Source organism: Zoogloea oleivorans (assembly GCF_008107625.1).
Taxonomy (GTDB): Bacteria; Pseudomonadota; Gammaproteobacteria; order Burkholderiales; family Rhodocyclaceae; genus Zoogloea; species Zoogloea oleivorans.
The window spans coordinates 132,479-154,749 of record NZ_SDKK01000003.1 but is presented as its reverse complement, the minus strand read 5'-3'; the positions used below and the strand labels follow the sequence as shown (position 1 = coordinate 154,749).

The 22,271-nt window shown below is 64.9% G+C and carries 9 protein-coding genes and 2 pseudogenes; 5 read left to right on the top strand and 6 right to left on the bottom strand.

All coding sequences use genetic code 11. The features are described 5' to 3' along the window. Nucleotides 1-119: 119 nt before the first annotated feature. From ETQ85_RS03865 to ETQ85_RS26565, 4 genes are all read left to right on the top strand, one after another. Nucleotides 120-1,934: an ABCB family ABC transporter ATP-binding protein/permease gene (locus ETQ85_RS03865; protein WP_148577737.1), complete on the top strand. Its 1,815-nt coding sequence runs from the start codon at nucleotides 120-122 to the stop codon at nucleotides 1,932-1,934. Between the two features lie 13 nt (nucleotides 1,935-1,947). Next, complete coding sequence (locus ETQ85_RS03860) at nucleotides 1,948-2,943, top strand: pentapeptide repeat-containing protein (RefSeq protein WP_148577736.1); 996 nt, start codon at nucleotides 1,948-1,950, stop codon at nucleotides 2,941-2,943. A gap of 69 nt (nucleotides 2,944-3,012) precedes the next feature. Then, nucleotides 3,013-4,428: an esterase-like activity of phytase family protein gene (locus ETQ85_RS03855; protein ID WP_148577735.1), complete on the top strand. Its 1,416-nt coding sequence runs from the start codon at nucleotides 3,013-3,015 to the stop codon at nucleotides 4,426-4,428. An 89-nt stretch (nucleotides 4,429-4,517) separates the two neighbouring features. After that, a complete protein-coding gene (locus tag ETQ85_RS26565; RefSeq protein WP_222862049.1) occupies nucleotides 4,518-4,676 on the top strand; it encodes a hypothetical protein in 159 nt (52 codons plus the stop codon). A gap of 66 nt (nucleotides 4,677-4,742) precedes the next feature. Here the strand turns inward: ETQ85_RS26565 and ETQ85_RS03850 are convergent, their stop codons facing one another. From ETQ85_RS03850 to ETQ85_RS03840, 3 genes are all read right to left on the bottom strand, one after another. After that, nucleotides 4,743-5,108 carry a hypothetical protein gene (locus ETQ85_RS03850; RefSeq protein ID WP_148577734.1) on the bottom strand — a complete coding sequence of 122 codons (366 nt, stop codon included), beginning with the start codon at nucleotides 5,106-5,108 and terminating at the stop codon, nucleotides 4,743-4,745. Between the two features lie 163 nt (nucleotides 5,109-5,271). After that, complete coding sequence (locus ETQ85_RS03845; RefSeq protein ID WP_222862048.1) at nucleotides 5,272-6,417, bottom strand: family 16 glycosylhydrolase; 1,146 nt, start codon at nucleotides 6,415-6,417, stop codon at nucleotides 5,272-5,274. A 278-nt stretch (nucleotides 6,418-6,695) separates the two neighbouring features. Continuing rightward, complete coding sequence (locus ETQ85_RS03840) at nucleotides 6,696-7,724, bottom strand: hypothetical protein (RefSeq protein ID WP_148577733.1); 1,029 nt, start codon at nucleotides 7,722-7,724, stop codon at nucleotides 6,696-6,698. Between ETQ85_RS03840 and tnpA the strand changes: the two are divergent. Further along, a pseudogene (tnpA, locus tag ETQ85_RS27410) lies at nucleotides 7,709-8,020 on the top strand (IS66 family insertion sequence element accessory protein TnpA); the annotation flags it as partial. The gene ETQ85_RS03840 and the pseudogene tnpA overlap by 16 nt on opposite strands. A 123-nt stretch (nucleotides 8,021-8,143) precedes the next feature. Here the strand turns inward: tnpA and ETQ85_RS27405 are convergent. The 3 genes and pseudogenes from ETQ85_RS27405 to ETQ85_RS03820 form a co-directional block, all read right to left on the bottom strand. Continuing rightward, nucleotides 8,144-8,188 (bottom strand): annotated as a pseudogene (locus ETQ85_RS27405) (hypothetical protein); the annotation flags it as partial. A 689-nt stretch (nucleotides 8,189-8,877) separates the two neighbouring features. Then, nucleotides 8,878-9,879, bottom strand: a complete 1,002-nt coding sequence (locus ETQ85_RS03825; RefSeq protein WP_148577730.1) for a hypothetical protein — start codon at nucleotides 9,877-9,879, stop codon at nucleotides 8,878-8,880. After that, nucleotides 9,876-22,271 (bottom strand): two-partner secretion domain-containing protein, encoded by a 12,396-nt coding sequence (locus tag ETQ85_RS03820; RefSeq protein ID WP_148577729.1) that lies wholly within the window; start codon nucleotides 22,269-22,271, stop codon nucleotides 9,876-9,878. The genes ETQ85_RS03825 and ETQ85_RS03820 overlap by 4 nt, the downstream gene beginning before the upstream one ends.

Here is a 22,271-nt window from a genome sequence, read left to right as displayed (position 1 = left end):
GCCCGCCGCCCGCGGGTCGGGCCGTGGCTCGACCGCCTGTGCGGCGTGCTCTTCATCGGACTGGCCGTGCATCTGGCCAGCGACAGCTTCACCCATAAATAAAACAAGGAAACCCCACTTTGCGACGCTCCTCCCCCGGCGCCCAGCCACTTCCCGCCACCGGCGACCGCCACGACTGGGACACCATCAAGAAGCTGATCCCCTACCTGTGGGCCTACAAGTGGCGGGTGCTGTTCGCCCTCACCTGCCTGATCTCCGCCAAGTTCGCCAATGTCAGCGTCCCGCTGGTCTTCAAGCAACTGGTGGACGGGCTCGACATCTCCCGCGAGCAGGCCTTCATCGTCGTCCCGGCCGCCCTGCTGGTGGCCTACGGGGTGCTGCGCTTTTCCACCTCGCTGCTCACCGAGCTGCGCGAACTGGTCTTTGCGCGGGTCACCCAGGAAGCCGTACGCGAGATATCGCTACAGGTTTTCGGCCACCTGCACGCCCTGTCCCTGCGCTTTCACCTCGAACGCCAGACCGGCGGCCTGACCCGCGACATCGAACGCGGCACCCGCTCGATCGGCTCGCTGATCAGCTACACGCTGTATTCCATACTGCCGACCTTCGTCGAAATCAGCCTGGTGATCGGCATCCTGCTGGTCAAGTACGAACCCAGCTTTGCCATCATCACCCTGCTCACCCTGGCCATCTACGTCACCTTCACCTTCAAGGTCACCAACTGGCGCACCGCCCTGCGCCGCCAGGCCAACGAACTGGACTCGGCCGCCAACGCCCGCGCCATCGACAGCCTGATCAACTACGAAACGGTGAAGTACTTCAACAACGAGTACTTCGAGGCCCGCCGCTACGACACCGAACTGGCCAAGTGGACCGCCGCCCAGATCCGGAACCAGAAGTCCCTCTCCTACCTCAACATCGGCCAGGCGGCGATCATCGCCGTCGGCGTCACCGCCATGATGTGGCGCGCCGCGCTGGGTGTGGCCAACGGCTCCATGACCCTCGGCGACCTGGTGCTGGTCAATGCCTTCCTGATCCAGCTCTACATCCCGCTCAACTTCCTCGGCGTGCTGTACCGGGAAATCCGCCAGGCCCTCACCGACATCGAACGCATGTTCGGCCTGATGGGCACCCACCGCGAAGTGGCCGATGCGCCTGACGCCAGGGCCCTGGCCCGCGGTCCGGCCAGCGTGCGTTTCGACCAGGTGCGCTTTGCCTACGAGCCCTCGCGGCAGATTCTTCATGACGTGGATTTCGCCATTCCGGCCGGCAAGACGGTGGCCGTGGTCGGCCATTCCGGCTCCGGCAAGTCAACCCTCGCGCGGCTGCTGTTCCGCTTCTACGACGTGCAGGGCGGCGCCGTGCGCATCAACGACCAGGACATCCGCGGCCTCACGCAAGACAGCCTGCGCGCCGCCATCGGCATCGTTCCGCAGGACACCGTGCTCTTCAACGACACCCTGTTCTACAACATCCAGTACGGCCGCCCCGATGCCTCGAAGGAAGAAGTGGAAGCCGCCGCCAGTGCCGCCCAGCTCGATGACTTCATCGCCCGCCTGCCCGACGGCTGGAACACCCGCGTCGGCGAGCGCGGCCTCAAGCTCTCGGGTGGCGAGAAGCAGCGCGTCGCCATCGCCCGCACCCTGCTCAAGAACCCCGACATCCTGATCTTCGACGAAGCCACCTCGGCCCTCGACTCCAAGACCGAAAAGGCCATCCAGGCCCAGCTCGAGGCCGCCGCCCGCGGCCGCACCACGCTGGTCATCGCCCACCGCCTATCCACGGTGATGAACGCCGACGAGATCATCGTGCTCGACCAGGGCCGCATCCTCGAACGGGGCGGCCACGGCGAACTGCTGGCCAAGGCCGGCGCCTACGCCCAGATGTGGGCCCTGCAGCAGGAAGAACGCGAGGCCGAAGAGGAAGCCGCCTGAACGGAGATCCAGCATGCCCAACCCCGACCACCTCGCCCTCCTCGACCAGGGCCGCGACGCCTGGAACGCCTGGCGCCAGGCCAACCCCGATCTGCCGCCCCAGCTGCGCAGCGCGCATCTGGAGGGGCGTGACCTCAGCGGCTTCGATCTCCACGACGCCTACCTGCGCCGGGCCCACCTGAAGGGCGCCCACCTCGACGGCTGCAAGCTGCGTGAAGCCAACCTGAGCGGCGCCGATCTGGAAGGGGCCTCGCTGGTGCAGGCCGAAATGGCCGGCGCCAACCTGCGGGCCGCAAAGATGCAGGGCGCCGACCTGAGCGGGGCCGACCTGAAAAGCGCCATCCTCGTCAGCACCGACCTCAGCCACGCCAAACTCAACGGGACCCAGGTGTATGGCATCGCCGCGTGGGAGGTGAAGCTCGATGGCACCGAACAGCGCGACCTGCTGGTCACCCGCCCCGACCAGCCGCGCATCACCACCGACGACCTCGAAGTGGCCCAGTTCATCTACGTACTGCTCAACCACAAAAAGCTGCGCGATGTCTTCAACACCACCACCCAGCGCGGCGTGCTCATCCTCGGGCGCTTCGGCGGCGGCGGGCTCGACGTGCTCCAGGCCGTGGCCGACAGCCTGCGCCAGCACGGCCTCCTGCCGATCATTTTCGATTTCGAACGGCCGCGCCAGCGCAACTACACCGAAACGGTCATCACCCTGGCCGGCCTGTGCAGCTTCGTCATCGTCGATCTCAGCGGCCCCTCGGTACCCCAGGAGCTGCAGGCCATCGTCGCCGCCACCCTGCGCATGCCGCTGGTGCCCATCGTCGAGGAAGGCCGCAAGCCCGCCGCCATGCTGGCCGACTTCCAGGAACTCGATTACTTCCTCGGCCCGCCGATCCGCTTCAATGGCATACCGGCCCTCGTCGCCCAGATTCCCGAGCGCGCCATCGCCCCGGCCCAGGCCTGGCTGGAACAGCGACGAAACAAACTGAAGAGCATCGACGGCAGCTGATTTCACTGCTCCGTAACAGTTTGTGCGTAGGGTTTGGCGGTTAATCCCATCCGCCAAGGAAATCCGCTCATGTTCGCCAAACGTCTGCTCGCCGTCCTCGTGCCGGCAATCCTCGCCAGCACCGCCGCCCACGCCGGCATCGCCCTCATCGGCAAGGGCACCCTGTCCGGCACCGACCTCTCGGGCCTCACCAACACCCTCGAAGATGGCGCCGCCGCCAACATCCTCGGCGGCATGGGCTCCGCCATCGCCTGGGCCGGCGGCAGCACCTTCCTGCTGACCCCCGACCGCGGCCCCAACGCCAGCACCTGGAATGCCGCCGTGGACAACACCACCAGCTGGATTCCGCGCTACCAGACCATCGACCTGGGCCTCGGCGGCGCCACCTTCAGCACCGGCAGCATCGCCACCCTGACCCCCACCCTCAGCGCCACCACCCTGCTCTCCAGCGCCAGCGTCCTCAACTACGGCAGCGCCCCGGTGCTCACCGGCACCAGCGGCCAGAACTACTTTACCGGCCGCTCCGACGCCTTCGACGCCGGCCTGTCCACCAACAGCAGCAACGCCCGCTTCGACCCGGAAGGCATCCGTGTCACCGCCGACGGCAAGAGCGTCTACATCACCGACGAGTACGGCCCCTACATCTACCGCTTCGACCGCGCCACCGGCGAGCGCACCGGCGTGATCACCCTGCCCGAAAAGTTTGCCGCCCCCAACCTGTCGGCCCTCGGCGACACCGAGATCAGCGGCAACAGCGTCGGCCGCGTCGCCAACAAGGGCATGGAAGGCCTCGCCATCACCCCCGACGGCAAGACCCTCGTCGGCATCATGCAAAGCCCCCTCGCCCAGGACGGCGGCACCAGCAGCAGCACCGTGCGCATCGTCACCGTCGACCTCGCCACCGGCCAGGTCACCCACGAATACGCCTACCAGCTCGACAACATCGGCACCGCCGCCAAGCCCAAGTACCCGAGCATCAGCGAAATCGTCGCCATCAACGACCACGAATTCCTCATCGACGAACGCGACGGCAAGGGCCTCGGCGACGACTCCAAGGCCGTCGTCAAGCGCATCTACAAGATCGACCTGGCCGGCGCCCAGGACGTGGGCAGCCTGACCGGCGAAAGCGCCCTGGCCCCGAAGGCCGTCGCCAAGATCCTCTTCGTCGATCTGGTCGCCCTGCTCAAGGCCAACGGCTACACCGACCGGACCATCCCCGCCAAGATCGAAGGCCTCGCCTTCGGCCCCGACGTGCTGGTGGACGGCGTGCTGCAGCACACCCTGATCGTGGTGAACGACAACGACTTCCTGGACACCACCACGGTGCAGGGCGCCCCCACCGCCAACCCGAACCAGTTCCTCGTCTTCGGCGTAAGCAGCGACCTGATCCCCGCCTACGACGCCCAGCGCATTCCCGAACCGGCGACGCTGGCGCTGGCGGCACTGGGGCTGAGTGGATTCATGCTGCGCCGCAAGCGCAACTGAGTCCCGGCGGTCTTTCTTGTGCCGGCTCACACCCGCCGGCACAAGCCTCTGCCGCCAACCATGAGGGTGCTGGTGATTGCCACTCGGCATTGAATGACAATCACCCAGCGCTACATGATTTTCATCAAGACCTGGGTGTTGATCATGCAAGCCTTGATGATTGGCATTCAGGGTTTGAAGCAGAAGATGCAGAAGTGAATGATTTTTGCCAAGCGCTGGGCAACAGGGACTCAGGCTTTGGTGATTGACGTCCAGAGGTGGATAAAACCGCTCCAGAGACTGCCAAAAATCCTGTGCCGGAGCCCCCAAACACCTTACCGGTGCGCCTTGACCCACAACGACAGCAAGGTGGAGATGGCGAGCAGCACCCACGGCAGCGCGCGCAGCAACAGCGTCGTGCACGCCAGCCGCGAGAATTGGGCAGCAAGCGCGAAATAAGCACAGCCCAGCACGACCAGCGAGAGCCCCGCCACCTTTGCCGGCTTGCCATTCAGCGTCACCGCGCCAAAGAAGAACTGTCCGAAATCCGGCCCGCTCAACGGTGCGAGATGCGCCGTGGCCATCGCCTGCAGGCCCCACCACAACAGGGGCACGCCAAACGGCGACACGATGAGGATGAGCAGCAGCGAATGCAGCCAGGTCGGCAGCGCGTCATCGGAAGGAAACAGCGAGCGGCGCACGGGCTCAGGCCCCCTCCCGAGCGCCGATGAGCGCACTGCCGGCACGGCTTGTCAAAGCTGCCACCAGCGCCTCTTGCGCCCTATCACTCCCGGTTCTCCATGCCGTGGCCTCAAGTGCCATCGATCACTCCTGAAAAAACAGGCTGGACTGCAATCCGCTGCATCAGGGCTTCACAACGACGACCGATGCAACAGCGTTTTTCGTCGCATCATAGGTCATCGCCGTTCCGGTAATGTTGCGCACAAGAAAAGTCGTGCTCTTTGCCGCTGCCGAGATTTTCGCGCTGGTGATGCTGCACATGCCGTTGCTGCCACTCGTGCACGACAGGGGCGCACCGCCCACGGTGAAGCCCCCCTTGACCACTGCGCCTGGCACCGCAACGCCGCTCGCATTGCGCACGGCAACAGAGATCGATGCACGCCAGCCCTTGGCGTCCGGGTAAGCGCTTCCGGCCAGCGCGCCGACCGACACCACCGCATTGCTGGCGGCGAGCTCCGACGTAAAGCTGACCCGCTCCACGCCCATCACCGAAGGCGTACTGGAAATGATGTAGTCGCTGCTCCACGGGGACGCACCAACCGTGCCCCAGTGATTCAGCATGATCAGCCCGGCCGTCACCGGAAGGGGACCACGGCTGCCATTTTCCTGATGAACCAGCTTGTCGTCGACGAACCACTGGATTCCGGTCGAGGTCCACCGGAACGCATAGTCATGATAGGCGGCAGAAGCATCGAACCCGAGATCAAGGAGCGTCGGGTGTTCGACGCCGTTGGTCCAGTAGTTGACCTGCACCCGGGTCGGATCGTCGCCCTTCAGTTCAACGTCGATCTCATCGTGCTGGGTACCGCTGGCCGGCCCCGTGTAGGTAAAGAAAGCGCTGATGGTGCCCGGTGTGCGGGAGGCGATCAGGCGAGCCTTGTAGAGGCCGTACTGATAAGTGCCAATCGTTCGGTACTCCCCCGAAATGGCGGGCTTGGCAGTCAGCCTGGCGACATCCGCTTCGAGCCGGATATTCATGCGCCCGTCCTGGAAAGACAGTTGATTGGGGTGCCAGGCATTGACGAAGGGATCGCCGTTACTCCAGTTCGCGGCGTACCACCGGGCGGTGTCGGCAGACAGCAACTCGTCATCGAAGGAAGCAGAAGTTGCCGTTGCGGCAATAGATGCTGCTTTCATGCTTGCCGGAGAAACAGAGCCCTCGCCCCCCTGCACCGAAGCCTGACCCTCGGCCGTCCCACCTCCGCCGCAGGCCGACATCAGTAGCAAGGCGCTGACACACGTCACAGCAAGCCGGAAAGTGTTTTTCATGATTTTTATTACCAGAAAGAAGAAGGAGTGAGCGTTACACCAAGCCCAGGCACGACCGATCACATACCGAACGAGTATATGCCAAAGAGATCATCAACATCTCATCCTTCCCGGCAGGCGACTACGGCAGGTCGCTAACCAGCGGCAAGCAGACACCTCCAATGTCAGGGCGAAGTTGCCGAAATTCCGAGGGCACGAGGAAGATTAAAAATGATAAAAAGGTATCAGCAAAAGGGCTCAATACCTTCTCCCATTGCAGCCTTGGTAAAGCACTCAGCTCATTGGGCGGTGGGCCGCTTTTCCCGAACCGGCAGCGGTGCCGGTTTCACGCGTTCGATCACAAACGGATCGGGTGATCCGTCGTCGTTGACTCTGGCAATGCGCACCGATGCGACCACCTCCTCCATCAGCACAAAGGCTCGTTTGATGGCCGCCGGGTAGCTGGACGGGTCAGGATTGGCGTTGTAGTCATACTCGGGCAGGCCGAAGGTGAATCCCACCATTCGGTCAGGGGAAAGTGCTGTCTTGTACGCGTAACGCCGGCTATAGCTCGAATCCATGGCATCGCGCACCCACACTCGACCATTGATCACGACGGTCTCGGAATCAAGATGAATGCGATTGTCTGCACCGCTGAGGATATTTCCAGCAAGAATTGCTTTCTCTATCTCCTCCCTAGGGCGGATCGCATTTCTCATGATCACCCTCGAGAGCTCCCGCAATTTCTCCGGCGTCGAAAAGTCGTCTCTTTCTTCCGGCTTCAGGACGCGATAGAGCATGCCAACCCCCGCGGTCTCGCAACGCCCAAAAAGCCCCGGCGGAAAAATGCTTCGGCAGGTATACCAACCAAGGTTCGCCACTTGCACCATACCGTTCTCTCGCTGGAGCAGCTTCTCCATCGCCGGGTCCGGCGTTCGGGTGTTGGTGTAGGGCCAGATCCAGTTTCCGGGAACGGCCTTCACATCCGGCACTTTCATGGTCAGGATGAATTCATCCATCTCGATGCGGTAATGCTCGCCGGGGTTCAGAAGCTTTTCCGAAGCAAGACTCACATGCGGATCGGAATATGACGGCGCCGTCTCCGTCAAACGTCGCATCGCGGCCACACCCTCCCGAGTGATGCCGTAGCGCTTCATGTGCGCGTAGATTGCATCCCGTTCTTCTCCATAACGCTGCCACCACGCGGGAGTGTTTTCGTAGGCTGCGTGCGTCGGAAACGAAACGCCAGCCAGCAAGGCAAATATCCCCACCGACAGCTTTCTCCACAGTTGCATGACCACTTTCCCTCCTTTTGCAGGCCATTCCATTTGTACGGCAAGCGCTCCATAAACCTCATTCTTGCGGCATTTCGCTGATTCCCGGACGCTCAGGCCATCGAGTAACGGAGTTGGCGAAGATCGTATCTGCAACAGAAACGTGGTCGCGTTATCTGGCGGCGAGCGAAGCGGAAGGAATCACCACCCGGGCCTATGCCGAGCGCGAGGATCTTTCGGTGGCTTCGCGGTATGGGTGGCGCAAGCGCCTTAAACGGGGCGAGCCGGCCGGTCGCTTTGTCCCCTTGCAGATGGCGGCCCGGGAAGCGCAGCGCTGCAGTGTCGTGATCGGCACTCAGGTGCGCCTGGGTTCTCGGCTCTGCCGAGCCCGGCGTGGCCAGCGCCGGCGTACGCGTGCCGCGCCAAACCCTGGCGCGCTGGGCCATCGGCACCGCCCGCTTGTTCAACCGCCGATCACCCAGCGCTATCGTCCCGAACTCGTCCCTCGCCCAGCTCATCCGCCTGCCTCGTCAGTGATCCAGCATGCAGGGTGGGGAGTTGTGTGTAAGGGGATGCCCAAAACATCAACCCGCACAGCGTGCCTCCGCGAAAGCCTGCTTCTTGGCCTCCGCAGGGCTGAGACGTTCCCGCAATCGCGAGGAACTGCGGATATCCACTCAGTACCGCCGCTCCGTAGCGCTGCATCATCACGCTCAAATCTTCCAGGCCAGTTGCAACACTCTCCGAGGATGTGGCTGCTCGAAGACGGTAGGTCTTTGCCAAATCAGGATCAGTGACGCGCATGAAATCTGAGAGTGAATAGCGGACGCCGGCGACGGTGAATCCACATCCAATTTCATAGGACTGCCGTCCGTGATAGACATCGATCTCGACATCATCTTTCCGGTATCGCACGAGCGTCGGCAATGCCTCGGCCTCAACAAAGCCCGCATCCACGAGAAAAGAGAAGGCTTCACGGACGTTCGGTGTGAAGTGAAATTGCGAACGGTCAGTCAAGTTTAGTTTGTTTATGTGCTCTTTCATGGCTTTGGGGACATCCAGTATTTCGTCTGAACATCAAAGTTCCAACCGTGGCTTTTTAGCAAGTTGCGTTCGGCGCCGAGGAATACATATTGCATACCTCCATGTAACGCATCACGAATTGACCTTTGAATTGCCAAAGTTCAGCCTTGGTCAAGCACTCCGCTCATTGGGCGGCGGGCAGCTTTTCCCGAACCGGCAGCGGTGCCGGTTTCACGCGTTCGATCACAAACGGATCGGGTGATCCGTCGTCGTTGACTCTGGCAATGCGCAACGATGCGACCACCTCCTCCATCAACACAAAGGCTCGTTTGATGGCCGCCGGGTAGCTGGACGGGTCAGGATTGGCGTTGTAGTCGTACTCGGGCAGGCCGAAGGTGAATCCCACCATTCGGTCAGGGGAAAGTGCTGTCGCATACGCATAACTCCGGCGATAGCTCGAATCCATGACATCGCGCACCCACACTCGCCCATTGATCACGATCGTCTCGGAATCAAGATGAATGCGATTGTCTGCACCGTTGAGGATGTTGCCTTCGCGAATCGCTTTCTCCACTTGTTCTTTCGGAATGATCATGTTTCTTATGATCTTCCTGGAAAGCTCCCGTAGTTTCTCCGGCGTCGAAAAATCGGCCATCTCATCTGGTTTGAGGATGCGATACGTCATGCTAACCCCCATGGTCTCGCAACGCCCAACAAGCCCCGGCGGAAAAATGCTTCGGCAGGTATACCAACCAAGGTTCGCCACTCTCACCGCCCCATTCTCTCGCTGGAGCAGCTTCTTCATCGCCGGGTCCGGCGTTCGGGTGTTGGTGTAGGGCCAGATCCAGTTTCCGGGAACGGCCTTCACATCCGGCACTTTCATGGTCAGGATGAATTCATCCATCTCGATGCGGTAATGTTCACCGGGGTTCAGAAGCTTTTCCGAAGCAAGACTCACATGCGGATCGGAATATGACGGCGCCGTCTCCGTCAAACGTCGCATCGCGGCCACACCCTCCCGAGTAATGCCGTAGCGCTTCATGTGCGCGTAGATTGCATCCCGTTCTTCTCCATAACGCTGCCACCACGCGGGAGTGTTTTCGTAGGCTGCGTGCGTCGGAAACGAAACGCCAGCCAGCAAGGCAAATATCCCCACCGACAGCTTTCTCCACAGTTGCATGATCACTTTCCCTCCTTTTGCAGGCCATTCCATTTGTACGGCAAGGTGTGTGGGCTTTGCTGTATGGAGCAGAAGATATCGGAGAGACAGGGCGCAGACAGAAGTGCCGGCAGAAGATTCTGCGGTGAAGACAGGAAACGCAGACCAACGATCTGCGGCACCAGGTCGTTCGGGGCATCACGATAGCGGTTGTCCTTGTTGATGACGTCACCGATCTTCTTGCCACCTATCACCGAATCTGTGACCCATTTGTTGTTCGCACCCGCATGGAAGACAACCGAGTTGTTGCTGAGATCCTTCACACTCGACCCCTCCGCCGCCTGCACAAACTCTGCCCCACCCCGGCTGTGGACAACCCAGCTGACCCGTTGGCCACTCGCCTGAACATGCTCCATCTGGCTACGCAAACCGAGCACCGAGTCTGACTCCACCCCAAGCTTGGTCAGGGAGGCCCCCCAGAGATCAGTGAAGAAGCCTTCTGTCGGAGCGTAGGAAAGCGTGTAGCGGTCGACGGGGACATAGGGAATGCTTTTAGTATTGCTGCGTTGTTCGCGATTAAATACATCCTGCTTCGTCTGAGCGCCCGCGTCCCAATGGGTCAACATCAAGCCCGCCGCATAGTCAGACTCATTGTCCATTCCGTTGCGCGCAGCAAGATTGGTGAACCAGTACTTGTCGCCGTCACGGGTATTGGCGATCGCCAAGGCTTCAGTCCCAAACTTCATGACCAGATAGGTATCCTTGGTGTTGTTCTTGTTCACCACACCATAGGGATCCGCACTGTATGTGTTCGGTGCGCGAACCAGACTCTCGGTACTTGTCCTGACATCAGGATTGGACGTCTTGATGAGACCAAGGTAGCTTTGCATCTCCGCCTTGTGCGCCTTTGTCAGATCACCCGTCTTGTCAGCCAACGCAGCTTTGCGGGCGTCGCTTTCGGCATATGTTCCCAGCTTGTCGTATAGATCCCGCGTCATGACCGCGCATCCGGCACTACTCCTGAGCACACCATCACAGGCCGCGTGGTAGTCCGCATCACGTTTCTTATCCAGCACGTCCAGTTCGGCCACTTTCTGGCAACCAGCCTCATCACCATCAGCGCAGGCTTTCTTGGCTTCGTAACGCGCCTGGTTGTCTCGATGATTGAGATAGTTGTTCTGTGCCGCATTCCCCGCCGTGTCGGCCCCCACCTGGGCGTCGCCGCCCACTAGAGTGACGGCCAGGGCACCGAAGAGGCGGGCGACGTTCACCGTCTCGCTTGCCTCGCTGGCGTTCAGCGGGGCACGGCCGCCGCCGTACCATTCGGCGGCCAGTTCGCCGACCACGCCGCCAATGGCGCCGGCACCGCAGTCGCCGCCTTTGGCCGCGCCCACGGCGCAGCCGACGACGAGGTGGCCTATGCGATTGCTGAAGCCGTCCAGGCCGCCAACGACGTTGGCGGCACTCGCGCCGGCCGCGTCGATCACGCCGGTCGTGATGGCCCGACCCAGTTTGTCGCCCAGGTCGCCGCCGTTGATCGCGGTGTCGATCACCGCACTGGCGGTGTTGTTGATGACGTTCTTGCCGATCTGCAAGACCAGGTCGGACTTGCCGCTGATTTCGGCAAGCGAGGTGAAGGTGCCGTCAGCGTTGGGGACGCTGATGCTGCCGGTCAGTGCGTTAAGGGTGCCGGCCGTGAGCATGGCGGTCGCCACGCTGCGGACGGTTTCGTCGCGCCCCAGATCGCTCAGGGTCTTGCCCAGGTCGCCCTTGTTGTTGATCAGGCTGACGGTGGCCTGGGCCGTGAGGGCAACGACGCCGGCCTGCAGGACGATGGCGGAGGTGGCCGTGGTGGCAACGGCGCTACCGGAAACGAAGGTGGCCAGCGATGCGCCAGCTGTACCGCTGGTGGCGATGGTGACCACAATGGCAATAATCAGCGCCGCTTCAGCCGTCAGCCCCTCCTGGTGGTAGTCCCACTTCTCATGGGCCAGGGCGACCGCTTTCCAGTCCACGCCGGGGCGGTCGGCCAGTTGCAGCAGCCACTCCTGTCCGGGCTGCGCCACCTGTTGCTGGAACTGGGTCTTGAACTCGCCTTCGGGCAGTTGGGCGACGATCTTCGGGGCCTGGATCGTGACCGGGCCCTGGATATTGACGAGCGTCAGGGTCTCGGTGCTTTCGCCCTGGCCGGACTGGCTTTGCCAGACGAGGGACTTCTTGCTTTCGGTGTGGCTGATGTCGAGCCGGCTCTTGGCGCCTTCGAGGATCAGGGTGGCGTCGGCTTGGGCTTTGTCGCCGACACCCACTTCGAGGGTGGTGTGGGCGGCGGTGATGCGGGTGCCCTGCAGCAGGGTGTCACCGCCGCTCTGGGTGGTGAGTTCGCCCACACTCTGCAGTTGAGTGACCTGGGCTTCTTCGCTTGTGCGGCTGTCGCGGGTTTCGCTTTTTCCCTGGCTCGTGGGGAAAATGAAACCCACACCGAGCATGAGGATGTCGATGCCGGAAGAGCGTCTCACCTTGTGACGATCCATGACGCTATGCACGTCCTGCACGGCGTAGGCATGCAGCTCTCCACCGGCAGACAGGCGGGCTTCGCCGCTGGCATTGAGACGGGTGCCGAAGAGGTCGAGGTCACCTCCCGACTGGAGCTGGATGTCCTGGGCGTCGATGCGGGTGGTGGCGGCCAGCAGGTTCTGTTCTGTGTGCTCGGTGGTGGTGGTCCTCTTGCTGAACCAGCCGCCACTTTTCGTGACGTTGAGGGTGAGCTCCGAAACGAGGTCGGTGGACGCGGTCAGGGCGAGGGACTCGCGGGCGGCGATATTCACCTTGCCGGGGGTGGTGAGGCTGGCTGCTTCGAGAGTGACATTGCGCCCGGCCAGGCTGATGGCGTCACCGCTGAGCACGTTGCGGACGCTTTCGTCGCGGCTGCGCTGAACAATGGAGGTGCCGGAGCGGTTGCGCACTTCAAAGTCTTCGGTATTGCGCCCGGCCTCAAGGGTGATGTCACCTTCGGCGGAGAGGGTCAGCTTTGTCCCCGCTTCGAGCTGGACGCCGCTGCCACGGAGGCTGCCTGCCGTGCTGGCCGCATCCGCCGGACTGCCGGTGGCGATGATCTCGAGGGAGCCGGCGCTGTGGATGACGGTGCCCGCGTGGCGGCTCTGAGCGTCGAGGGAGACAACCGTCGAGCCGATATTGCGGGCTTCCTGGCGGTTCTCGAGGGTGAGGCCGTCGAGAACGACGCTTTCTCCCGCGAGGCGGGTATCGCCACCGCTGTTGATGCGCTGGCCGCTCAGGATGAGGCTGCCGCCGGCCTGGAGCGTCGTGGGGCCACCCGCGTCAAGCTGCCCCCCTACGGTGGTGTCGGCATGCGTCAGCTCAAAGCTTTCTCCGCTTGCAGTGGGCAGGCCTGGGAGGATGGCGGCCCCTTCGACCCGGATGGTGAGGCGCTGTTCGACATGGGTGCTGTCGACGACGGCACCGAGGGCGAGGTGCCCACCGGCGACGATGCGCGTCTCTTCACCAGACTTGACCCGGGCGCCGACGATGAGCGTGCTGCCGCCGCTTTCGAGGTCGAGCTTGCCGCCCGCCTCGAGGGTGGAGACCTGATGGCGGATCTGGCCATCGATGTGCGTGGTGACCGTGCTGCCGCTGGCGGTGAGCCCGGTGGTCTCGATTTCGCCGTTGTTGAGGGTGTAGCTGCGTTCGTTGGTCAGCGTGTCGATGCGCTGCCGGCTGTTCTCCACCGACAGGGCCTGGATGTCGATGCTGCCGCCCACCCGGCCGGTGAGTGCGCCGGCGGCCTTGAGGTCGGCGCCGGTGACGACCAGATCCTTGCCGACATTGAAAGTCAGATCGCCCGTACGGGCGACGATGCCGGCGCGCAGGTCGGCGCTCTGGGTCACGGTGCTGTCGCTGCGCGTGGTGATGGTGGTGCCGAAAAAGCTGTCCAGCTCGGTATGGCTGGTGGTGATCGTTTCCTTCTGGTCGACGGCGTAGAGCGTGCGGTTGTAGAGGTTTCCGGCCACATCCAGGGTCAGGCTGCCGGCTTCGATGCGGCCGGAGTCGTTGATGAGGTCGCCGCCCACGGAAAAGGTGGCGTCCTTGTCGATAAGGATGCGGCCCCGGGTGTTGTCCAGCGACTCGTCCAGGGAAAGCACCAGGCTGCCGGCCTGGATGCTGCCGTTGCGGTTGTCCAGGCTCGCCCCGAACACCCCCAGGGTGCCGCCGGCCTTGATGGAGGCACCAAAGTTGTCGATGCCGCCTTCGGCCTGGATCAGCAGGCGGTCGCTGACTTCAAACACCCCCCGGTTGGTGAAACGGCCGGACAGCAGGAGGTCCAGGTTGTCGGCACGGAGGGTGCCAGCAACACCGGTGAAGCTACCCCAGTCAGGGAAGGCCAGACCATAGCGGGCGGCCTCGTCGGCGGGGAGTACGCTGCCCGACGTTGCGGGAAGCGCCGGCGTCTTGAGCGGGGGCTCGGTATCGCCACCCGCAAGCTGGGCAGGGGCAGGATCGATGCTCACCTCGGGCACCGACTGAGAGCCGTTGCCGGACGCGGGTTGGCCGGGGGCAACCTGGCCTGGCACCCCAGGCAGGACGGTCCCGGCAGAGTCACCCACCACAAGGCTTTCACTCACCTGAACCACGCCACCACCGACCGGCAGGGTGGAAGTGACGCCCGCCAGCACGGCTTGCCCCGGACTGGCAGGCGACGCGGTAACCGGCGCCGTCGGGCCCGTGGCCTGGACAGAGGCAGGCTGGAGCCCCCCACCCGCGCTGACCGCGCCGCCCGAAGCCGTGACTGTTCCGTGGACTCCCGCCGGGGTGCCGACCACCACCCTGTTGAGGCGGGATGCTGCCAGGGCCTGCTGGGCCACAGTCGGGTCGACGCCCGTACCGAGGCTGAGATTGACACCCGTGATACTGAGATTGCCGGCGACGATGGTGCCGGCGTCGGGGCTCTCGAGGGTAATGGCCGTGGAGCCGCCCGTTGCATCCAGACGCGCCAGGCTCAGGGCAGCGGTTTCTTCGGTGTCGCCGGCAGCATTGATCCAGCGCACGGTCTGGGCCGCGCTCCCGGCGCTGTAGCTGTAAATGCCGGCCACCTTGGCGTCGGAGGCCACGTTGCGCAGACTGCCTTGGAACAGGCCATTGACCACGAACTGGGCACGCGTAGCCACATCGGTGTGGCTGTCCACATAGGCGCCATTCAGCACCGGCAGCCCGAGCAACAGGTAGGCGCCATTGAGTAGGTCCGGTTCACCGGCCAGCGTCCGGCTGTCGGTGGCGAGGTTCTCGACGCTGCCCGCCGCGTTGCCGCCAAGCAGCACACGCCCGGTGTTCACAAGGACCCCACGCCAAACGGTGTCCACGGCGGGACTGACCCAGGTTTCGCCAACATCGACGGATATGCCCGCCACGTCGAGGCGCAGGGTTCCGAAGGCAAGCAGGGGGCTGCTGGCGGGCCGGAAAATGAAGGATGACGCATCCAGCCGGGCGTTGCCCCGGGACGCCACCATGCCACCGTTAGCGTAGGCGGCAGCCTTGATGTCCAGGGAGGTGTCGGCCAGCACGGTGCCACTGCCGGCATTGCGGAAGGTGCCTTCACCGGCGTCGATGTCAATTCGCTCGGCAGCCTCACCGTTGCCGTAGATCAGGCCGGCGTTGTCGATGCCCTGGGCACTCTTGAGGCTGACCGAGTGCGTACCCAGCAGGGCCGCCTTGTCGGTGTTGATCACGGCAGTGCCGGCCACGACGGCAAGGCTGCTGCCGGCCAGCAGGGTGCCCCGGTTGGTCAGGCTGCCGGTCGGAGCAAGGACGGTCAGATCCTGGGTGGCATGCACGAGACCTTCGGTGTGCACCTCGGCTCCGGAGAGGGTGATGTAGCGCCCCCCCAGCAGGGGCGACAAGCCAGCCCGGGTCCCCGCCACCGAGCTCAGATCACCGCTGATGCGGGCATCCAGCCTGCCGCCCGCGGCAATGCGCCCGCCACTATTGCGCAAAGCACCCGCGACAACGGTAATGTCATCCGTCGCCAGAATCAGGCCGGTATTGGTGGTGGGTGTTTCGACACCAAAGTTGGTGTCGGTGAGGACGTCGTTCTCGCTGCGAACATTAACGAGATCCGCGGCCCCAAGGGCCATGTGGATGCCGTCTGCCTGGATGACACCCCGGTTTTCCACCGAGCCACCGGCCAGGGTGAGCAGCCCGCCCACGGCCAGCACGGCAGGACTCTGCACGAAGCGGAAGTCCTTCTCGGGATCGGGTGGCGGCGGTGGCGGCAGCCCGGGCGGAGGATTGCAGACGGCGGGCGTGACGCAGCGGGACACCTCGCCAAGCTGATTGACGAAGCCACCATCCGCCACGATATCGGCATTGCCGCCCACCAGAACGCGGCCGCCGTTGATAAAGGCGCCACTGGCACGAACATCGAGGCCTCCGGCGCTGAGCGTTCCCTGATTCCTCAGTACTGCCGTCTGGATCGCCACACGGTTCGCCGCCACCAGGCCACTGTTGGCCACCACAGCGCCGGACAGGCTGACGCTGTCGCCACTGATCTCGCCGTTGTTGGAGACGGAAGAGGATGCACTCACGCTGCGGCCAGCAATGAGGCCCCCATTACCCAGCCCGCCATCGAAGGACAGGGCATCTCCCACCATGGAGCCCTTGTTGCTGGCATACCCACTGACGCTGATCGTCTCGCCGTAGACGGCACCCTGGTTGTCGAGCGTGCCGGTCACGCGGACTGCATCCGCCACGATGCGCCCCGAATTGCTCAGGGTGCCGCCTGAAAATGCAAAGCCCGCCCCGCCGGGGATCACATCACCGGCATTGACGAAGCGGCGCCCCGAAAACAGGATCGATCCGCCACTGCTTGCCACGCTTCCCGAAGCACCGAGTTGCCCCAGATCGCGAGCCGCCAGCTCGACGTCACCGTTGGCCACGATGCCGCCAGGGCGGCTGACGTTGGCCGTGATGTTGCGGGCCTGGATGCGCACGCCCCCGGCGCTCTGCACCACGCCCTCGCTGACGAAGTCGCCAGCAATGTCGAGCAGAAGATCGCTCCCCACCTGCAGGCGACTCCGGCTGTCCAGGGTACGCCCCACCCGTGTCGCCGACAGGGGCCCGTAGAACAGGGCATCGCCGAGGAAAGCGAGGTCCTGTCCCACCGAAAAGCTCGCGGCACCGGCCACCCCCAGCCCGCGCTCGAACACCACCGACCCGGCGGCCGAACGCGCATCAAGCGCTCCGCCCGCCGTCACGTCACCGGCAACCCGTATATTTCCCGCAGCCTCCAGGCTCAGGGCTTCCACGGCCGTCACTGGGCCTTGCAGGTGAATGCCGTCCTGCCGGCTGTACCACTGTGCCGTGCCAAGGGCCAGGGTTTCGCCGCCCACAGCGATGCCCTTGTCGGCCCCCACTTGCAGACGACCACCGGCACTCAGGTCACCGGCAACCCGGACACCTCCGGTTCCGCCCTCGACGGACAGCGCTGCAGGCGTAAGCAGCGCGCCGGCCACATCCACCCCCGCACCCGCCCGCAGATCCAGAGAGCCACCCGTAGAAACACTGCCCGCGTACGCCTGCGCACCACCACTTGCCAGCATCCCCTTGCCCAGGATGCGGGTTTCACCCTGGACGAGACTGCCGCCGGCCTGCACCGAGGCGTCACCGCCGATGCTCACCATGCCTGTCTGGGCAACATCCCGGACGGCAGCCAGATCCAGGTTTCCGACCACCAGGCTTACCCCGTTTGCCCGGTAGTCACCGCCCGCCCTGGCAAGGTAGTCACCACCGGCCAGCACCTGGGCAAGGCTCACGTTGCCCCCCGCCTCGACCGAGACGGTCTCACCCTTCTCAAGACCACCGCTCACGGCCCCGGCGGCAAGCGCCCCGCCGGCCTTCAGGTGCAGGGCGCCATTGGCAGCCACACGGCCTCCAAACGTCAGCGCACCGGTATCGGCCGTCAGGTTCACAGCCCCGCCGGCAAGCACATCGCGGGTGTTGTCGAGGGACTGGCCGGCCCTGGCATCCAGGGCACCTGCCGACCACCATGCGCCACCAGCGACGATGCGCTCGGCGGAACGCAGGGCCAGATTGCCCCCCGCCTCCACGTCGCCCGACAGGCTCAGATCCCGTCCGGCCGCCAGGGACACATTCCCCTGACTCGCCACAACGCCCTGCTGCACCACGGCCCCCAGCGAGGCCACATCGACACCCGCGTTGCCCACCAGGCTGCCGCTGTTGTTGAAGCCGTCGGCCCCTGCATGTACCACGACTCCGCCAACTGTCAGCACCCCGCTTGCAGAGACCTGCCGCCCTTTGAGCAACACCCCGGCGCCCGTCCGAACCTCGCCCGCAAGGATCAGCCCGGCCGTGCCGGCATCCGCGGTCAGGGCTCCCTCAACCAGGATCGGGCCATTCACGCGCACCGCTGCGCCGCTGAGGCTCGCGGCCTCGCCGGAAGCCAGCGTGCTCCCCACGCTCAAGCCTGCCCCCGCACTCAGGCTCACAGCCCCGTCACTCACTGCCGGACCGAGCACCGTTGCATCGCCAGCAGCAACGACAGTCAGCGGGCCAACCGCGGCCAGGCCACCGGTGACAACGCGTCCCTGCGCACTGGTGACGCTGAGCGCGCCGCCAGCCGACAGGGCTTCGGTCGCAACGCCATCCCGACCGGCCAGGGACAGCTGGCCATCGGCCGCAAACGGGCTGCCGATGGTCAGGTGGCCACCATCCGCGGAAAGACTCGCACTGCGCCCCGCGCCCCCTTCAGCCAGTTCGAGCCCGCCCCCTGCCCTCACCTGCAACTGTCCATTGGCGGCGATCAGGCCACCGCCGCTGAGGTCGCCAGCCACCTGCACACCCAGGTCGCCCCCGGCCAGGATGCGTCCCGCACGGTTGCTCAGTGATGCGCCGGTGACGATACTCAGACCGTCCATCGCCGAAAGACGGCCCCCGTCATTTACGAGGCCCTGCGTCACCTGGATGCTTCCACCGGTACCCGCATGCAGCGTGCCGCTGTTGACCAGGGAGTTCGCCACCATGGCCGTGCTGCCCATGGACTCGATAACGCCACGGTTGGCCACGCTGCCGCCATTGAAGCGGAAGGTGCCGCCGCCGAGGCTGCCGTCATTGACCAGATCGCCGCCCACCTCCAGCCGATCACCCACGACGGTCCCGACGTTGTTCACCCCGTCCGCCAGGATCACCGTTCCACCGCCGATCTCGCCCCGGTTGAGTGTCTCTCCGCCCACCTGGACCGACACCGCCGAGATCCGGCCGCCGGCCTCGTTCTCCAGCCGGCCATTCACCACCGCGGACCGGGCCGCCACCAGGCCGGCATTCACCAGAGTGTTCCCCGTGAAGGAAAAGGAGCCGCCGGAGGAGAGGGCATCCCCACTTGTCTCAAAACGGGGCCCTTCGAGGACGATCGCGCCGCTGCTCAACAGCAGGCCGCGGGCGCCAAGGCGGCCGGAATCGCGTGCCGCCAGGCGGATACCTCCGTTGGCGAAGACGCCGCCGGACTCGTGATCGTTCAGGGCAAGCTGCGCAGCACGGATGGAGACCGAACCGAGGCTCTCGATCCGCCCTTCGCTGATGAAATCGCCCAGGGTATCCAGGATGAAGTCCGAGCTTGTATAGAGCTGCCCCTGGTTGACGATGGGCCCGTCGGCACTGCCCAGACTCAGTGCACCGAAGAAGCGGCTGTCGCCACCGAAGCGCATGCCACCGACAGCAGCCAGGTGCGTGGCGCCGCCCACCTCGAGGGTCCGGTCGAAAGCCATGGCCCCAGCTGTCGTCGCCACGGCCAGATCGCCACCCACGAGCGCTTCACCGGCGAAGCGGATGTTTCCCGCCGCGTCAGCCGACAGACTGCCGGCCCCGGCCAGGTTCCCCGCCACATCGATACCCGCCGTCCCGCTGCGCAGGACAATGGGGCCGCGGGCCGCCAAGTCGCCGCTCACACCAAGCTGCCCGAAGGCGTCGAGATGAATGCTTGCGACCGAGCTCACACCACCCTGCACGGCGATGTGCCCCTGACTGCTGACAAGGCTTGCTGCAGCGCCACTGCCGACCCCGCCGAGCACGCCGATGTCACCCTGCGCGGTCACCGCCAGAGCGCTGTTGGACGCGAGACTCCCACCCACGACGAGGGCTCCGTCGCTCACCACGACACTGACCGGCCCGTTGGCCAGCACCCCCGCGCCCACGCTCACACCGGTGCGCGCACGGACTGCAAGTGCGCCGCCGGCCACCAGGGCATCGGCCTCGACAACCCCGCCATCAATGGCAAGCAGCCCCCCGGCCAGTACCTCCCGAACACGAACGGAGCCTCCACCCAGGCTGAGGTCCGAGCCGGCAGAAACCCCGCCGGCAAGGTGCAGTGCGCCCCCCGAAAGAAGGCGGACATCCCCTCCGCCAGCCACCGGGCCGGCGACATTCAAGCCGAGGGCGGCATTCGCCACCACATTCCCCGGGGCGAGCAGGACGCCCGTTTCCACCGCACCATCGCTGCTGACGATGCTCAGGTCCCCCCCCGACTGGACGAGGCCCGTGCGCACCCCGTCCCGCCCGGCCAGCTGCACAGCTCGCCCGGCCACAAAGGGCCCGCCGATGGACAAGACGCCACCCCGGGCCGTCACCTCGGCCTGGCCACCGGCGCCACTTTCGGCGAGGGCAACACGCCCCCCGGCGTCGAGGCTCAGGTCGCCATTGGCCACCACACGACCGCTGCTGAGGAGATCGCCTGAGGTATCGATGCGCAAGCTCCCGCCCACCTCGACCCGGACAGGCAGCACCAGGCTGGCGGCCACGATGGCCCCGTCACCCGCGACCATCACGTCGCCACCAAGGACAGCCCGGCCGGCGGCCAGATCGAGGGTCCCAGCCGACACCCCGCCGACAATGTCCAGTGCCTGGCCGGCATGCAGGCGCACCAGACCGCCTGCATTGACGTGGCCGGCAGCACGAATATCCGTCGCCACGTCCACCGAGAGGTTTCCCCCCACCGTCACATCCCCACCCAACCCCACCGACCCGGTTGCCGAGAGACGGGTGTTGCCGCTGACGGAGACAACCCCGGGCGCCACCAGATCACCCGCCACCGCCAGAGCCAGGTCACCACGAATCTGGAGGTCCCGCCCCCCGTCGCCAAGGACCAGCGAACGGGCATCGATCTGCGTTTCACTCGCCGTCACCCCCGCCCCCAGGCGCACCTGATCGGCATTCACACTGGCCCGGCCACCGGCCGTGAGCGGGGCGAGGATCTCGACCGCATCCGCCGCAGACAGGCTGGCGGAGCCGGTCACCGTGCTTGCAGCCCGCAGGACAGCCCGCCCTCCGGCCTGGACGGAGAGGTCGCCGCCGCTCGCCGTCGCCCCTTCCATGTTCAGGTTGCCCACCGCATCCAGGGTGATGGACTGGCGCGCCACCAGCTCGCCCAGGCTCAGATCGCCCGCGCTGCGGACCACCAGCCCCAGGCTGTCGGCCAGCAAGGGGCCGGCCATGCGCACGCCGACACCCTGGTCGGTGGACACGACGCGGATCTGGCTGCTGCTCATGGCGCCAAAGGCCGTGCCGTCGATGGCGAAGCTGCCCGACGGAACGGAAGCGGCCTGCCCCGGAGTCAGGTTCTCGAACTGCCCCGCCTTCTCGGCCACCCGTCCGGCGCCCGCCAGCACGGTGATTCCGGCAAGTTCGGGGTTGAGGTAATGGGCCCGCACTGGCCCGTCCAGCTGGATACCGGCGGCCACCAGTTCGACCTTCCCGACCGTCCCTTCCAGGCCATGCCCTTCGACACGCACCTGCCCCTCAAGCACATCGAAGCCGACACCCGTGGCGCCGGCGAAGCTGCCAGGGTTGCCTGTCGCGTCGAGCCACACCGGCGTGCCGGTGGAAAGCATGAAGCGCGGGCTGTTCACCGTGCCGCAGCCGGCACAGGTAACACCGTTGGGATTGGCCACGATGACCGCCGCCGGCACGCCGAACACTTCGATCGACCCGGCCAGGCGCGATGCCGCCCCCGGGGCCACCACCTCATTGACGATCACGCTGGCGCCAGCCCCACCCGCCAGATTCGGATTGGCCGCCACACTCCCCCCCAGCAGGGTCGTACCCGCCTGGCTGCTGTTGTTGAGGACCACACCTTCCGGGTCCACGTCGAAACGCTGGTAACGGTTGTAGGACGTGCCGCCCGCGTTGGGACGGGTAATATCCACCACGGGCACGCCGGTCGTGGTCTGACCGATGCCGGGCCGGAAGGCGATGGGGCCATTGGGATCGGCGATAGGCGCCGCGTAGGCGCCACCCGGCAGGAGGCAGCCCGAACCGAAGACGACCAGCAGGATGCGCGCGGTGATCCGGCGCCACGGGGAGACACACGACATGTCGTCATCGGCAGGCAGGGGCGCGCGCAT

Bases quoted from the DNA above. Each gene is read 5' to 3' on its own strand.
- ETQ85_RS03860 (WP_148577736.1), top strand. From the start codon at position 1,948: ATGCCCAACCCCGACCACCTCGCCCTCCTCGACCAGGGCCGCGACGCC.
- ETQ85_RS03855 (WP_148577735.1), top strand. From the start codon at position 3,013: ATGTTCGCCAAACGTCTGCTCGCCGTCCTCGTGCCGGCAATCCTCGCC.
- ETQ85_RS03845 (WP_222862048.1), bottom strand. From the start codon at position 6,417: ATGAAAAACACTTTCCGGCTTGCTGTGACGTGTGTCAGCGCCTTGCTA.
- ETQ85_RS03840 (WP_148577733.1), bottom strand. From the start codon at position 7,724: ATGGAATGGCCTGCAAAAGGAGGGAAAGTGGTCATGCAACTGTGGAGA.
- ETQ85_RS03820 (WP_148577729.1), bottom strand. From the start codon at position 22,271: ATGCGCGCGCCCCTGCCTGCCGATGACGACATGTCGTGTGTCTCCCCG.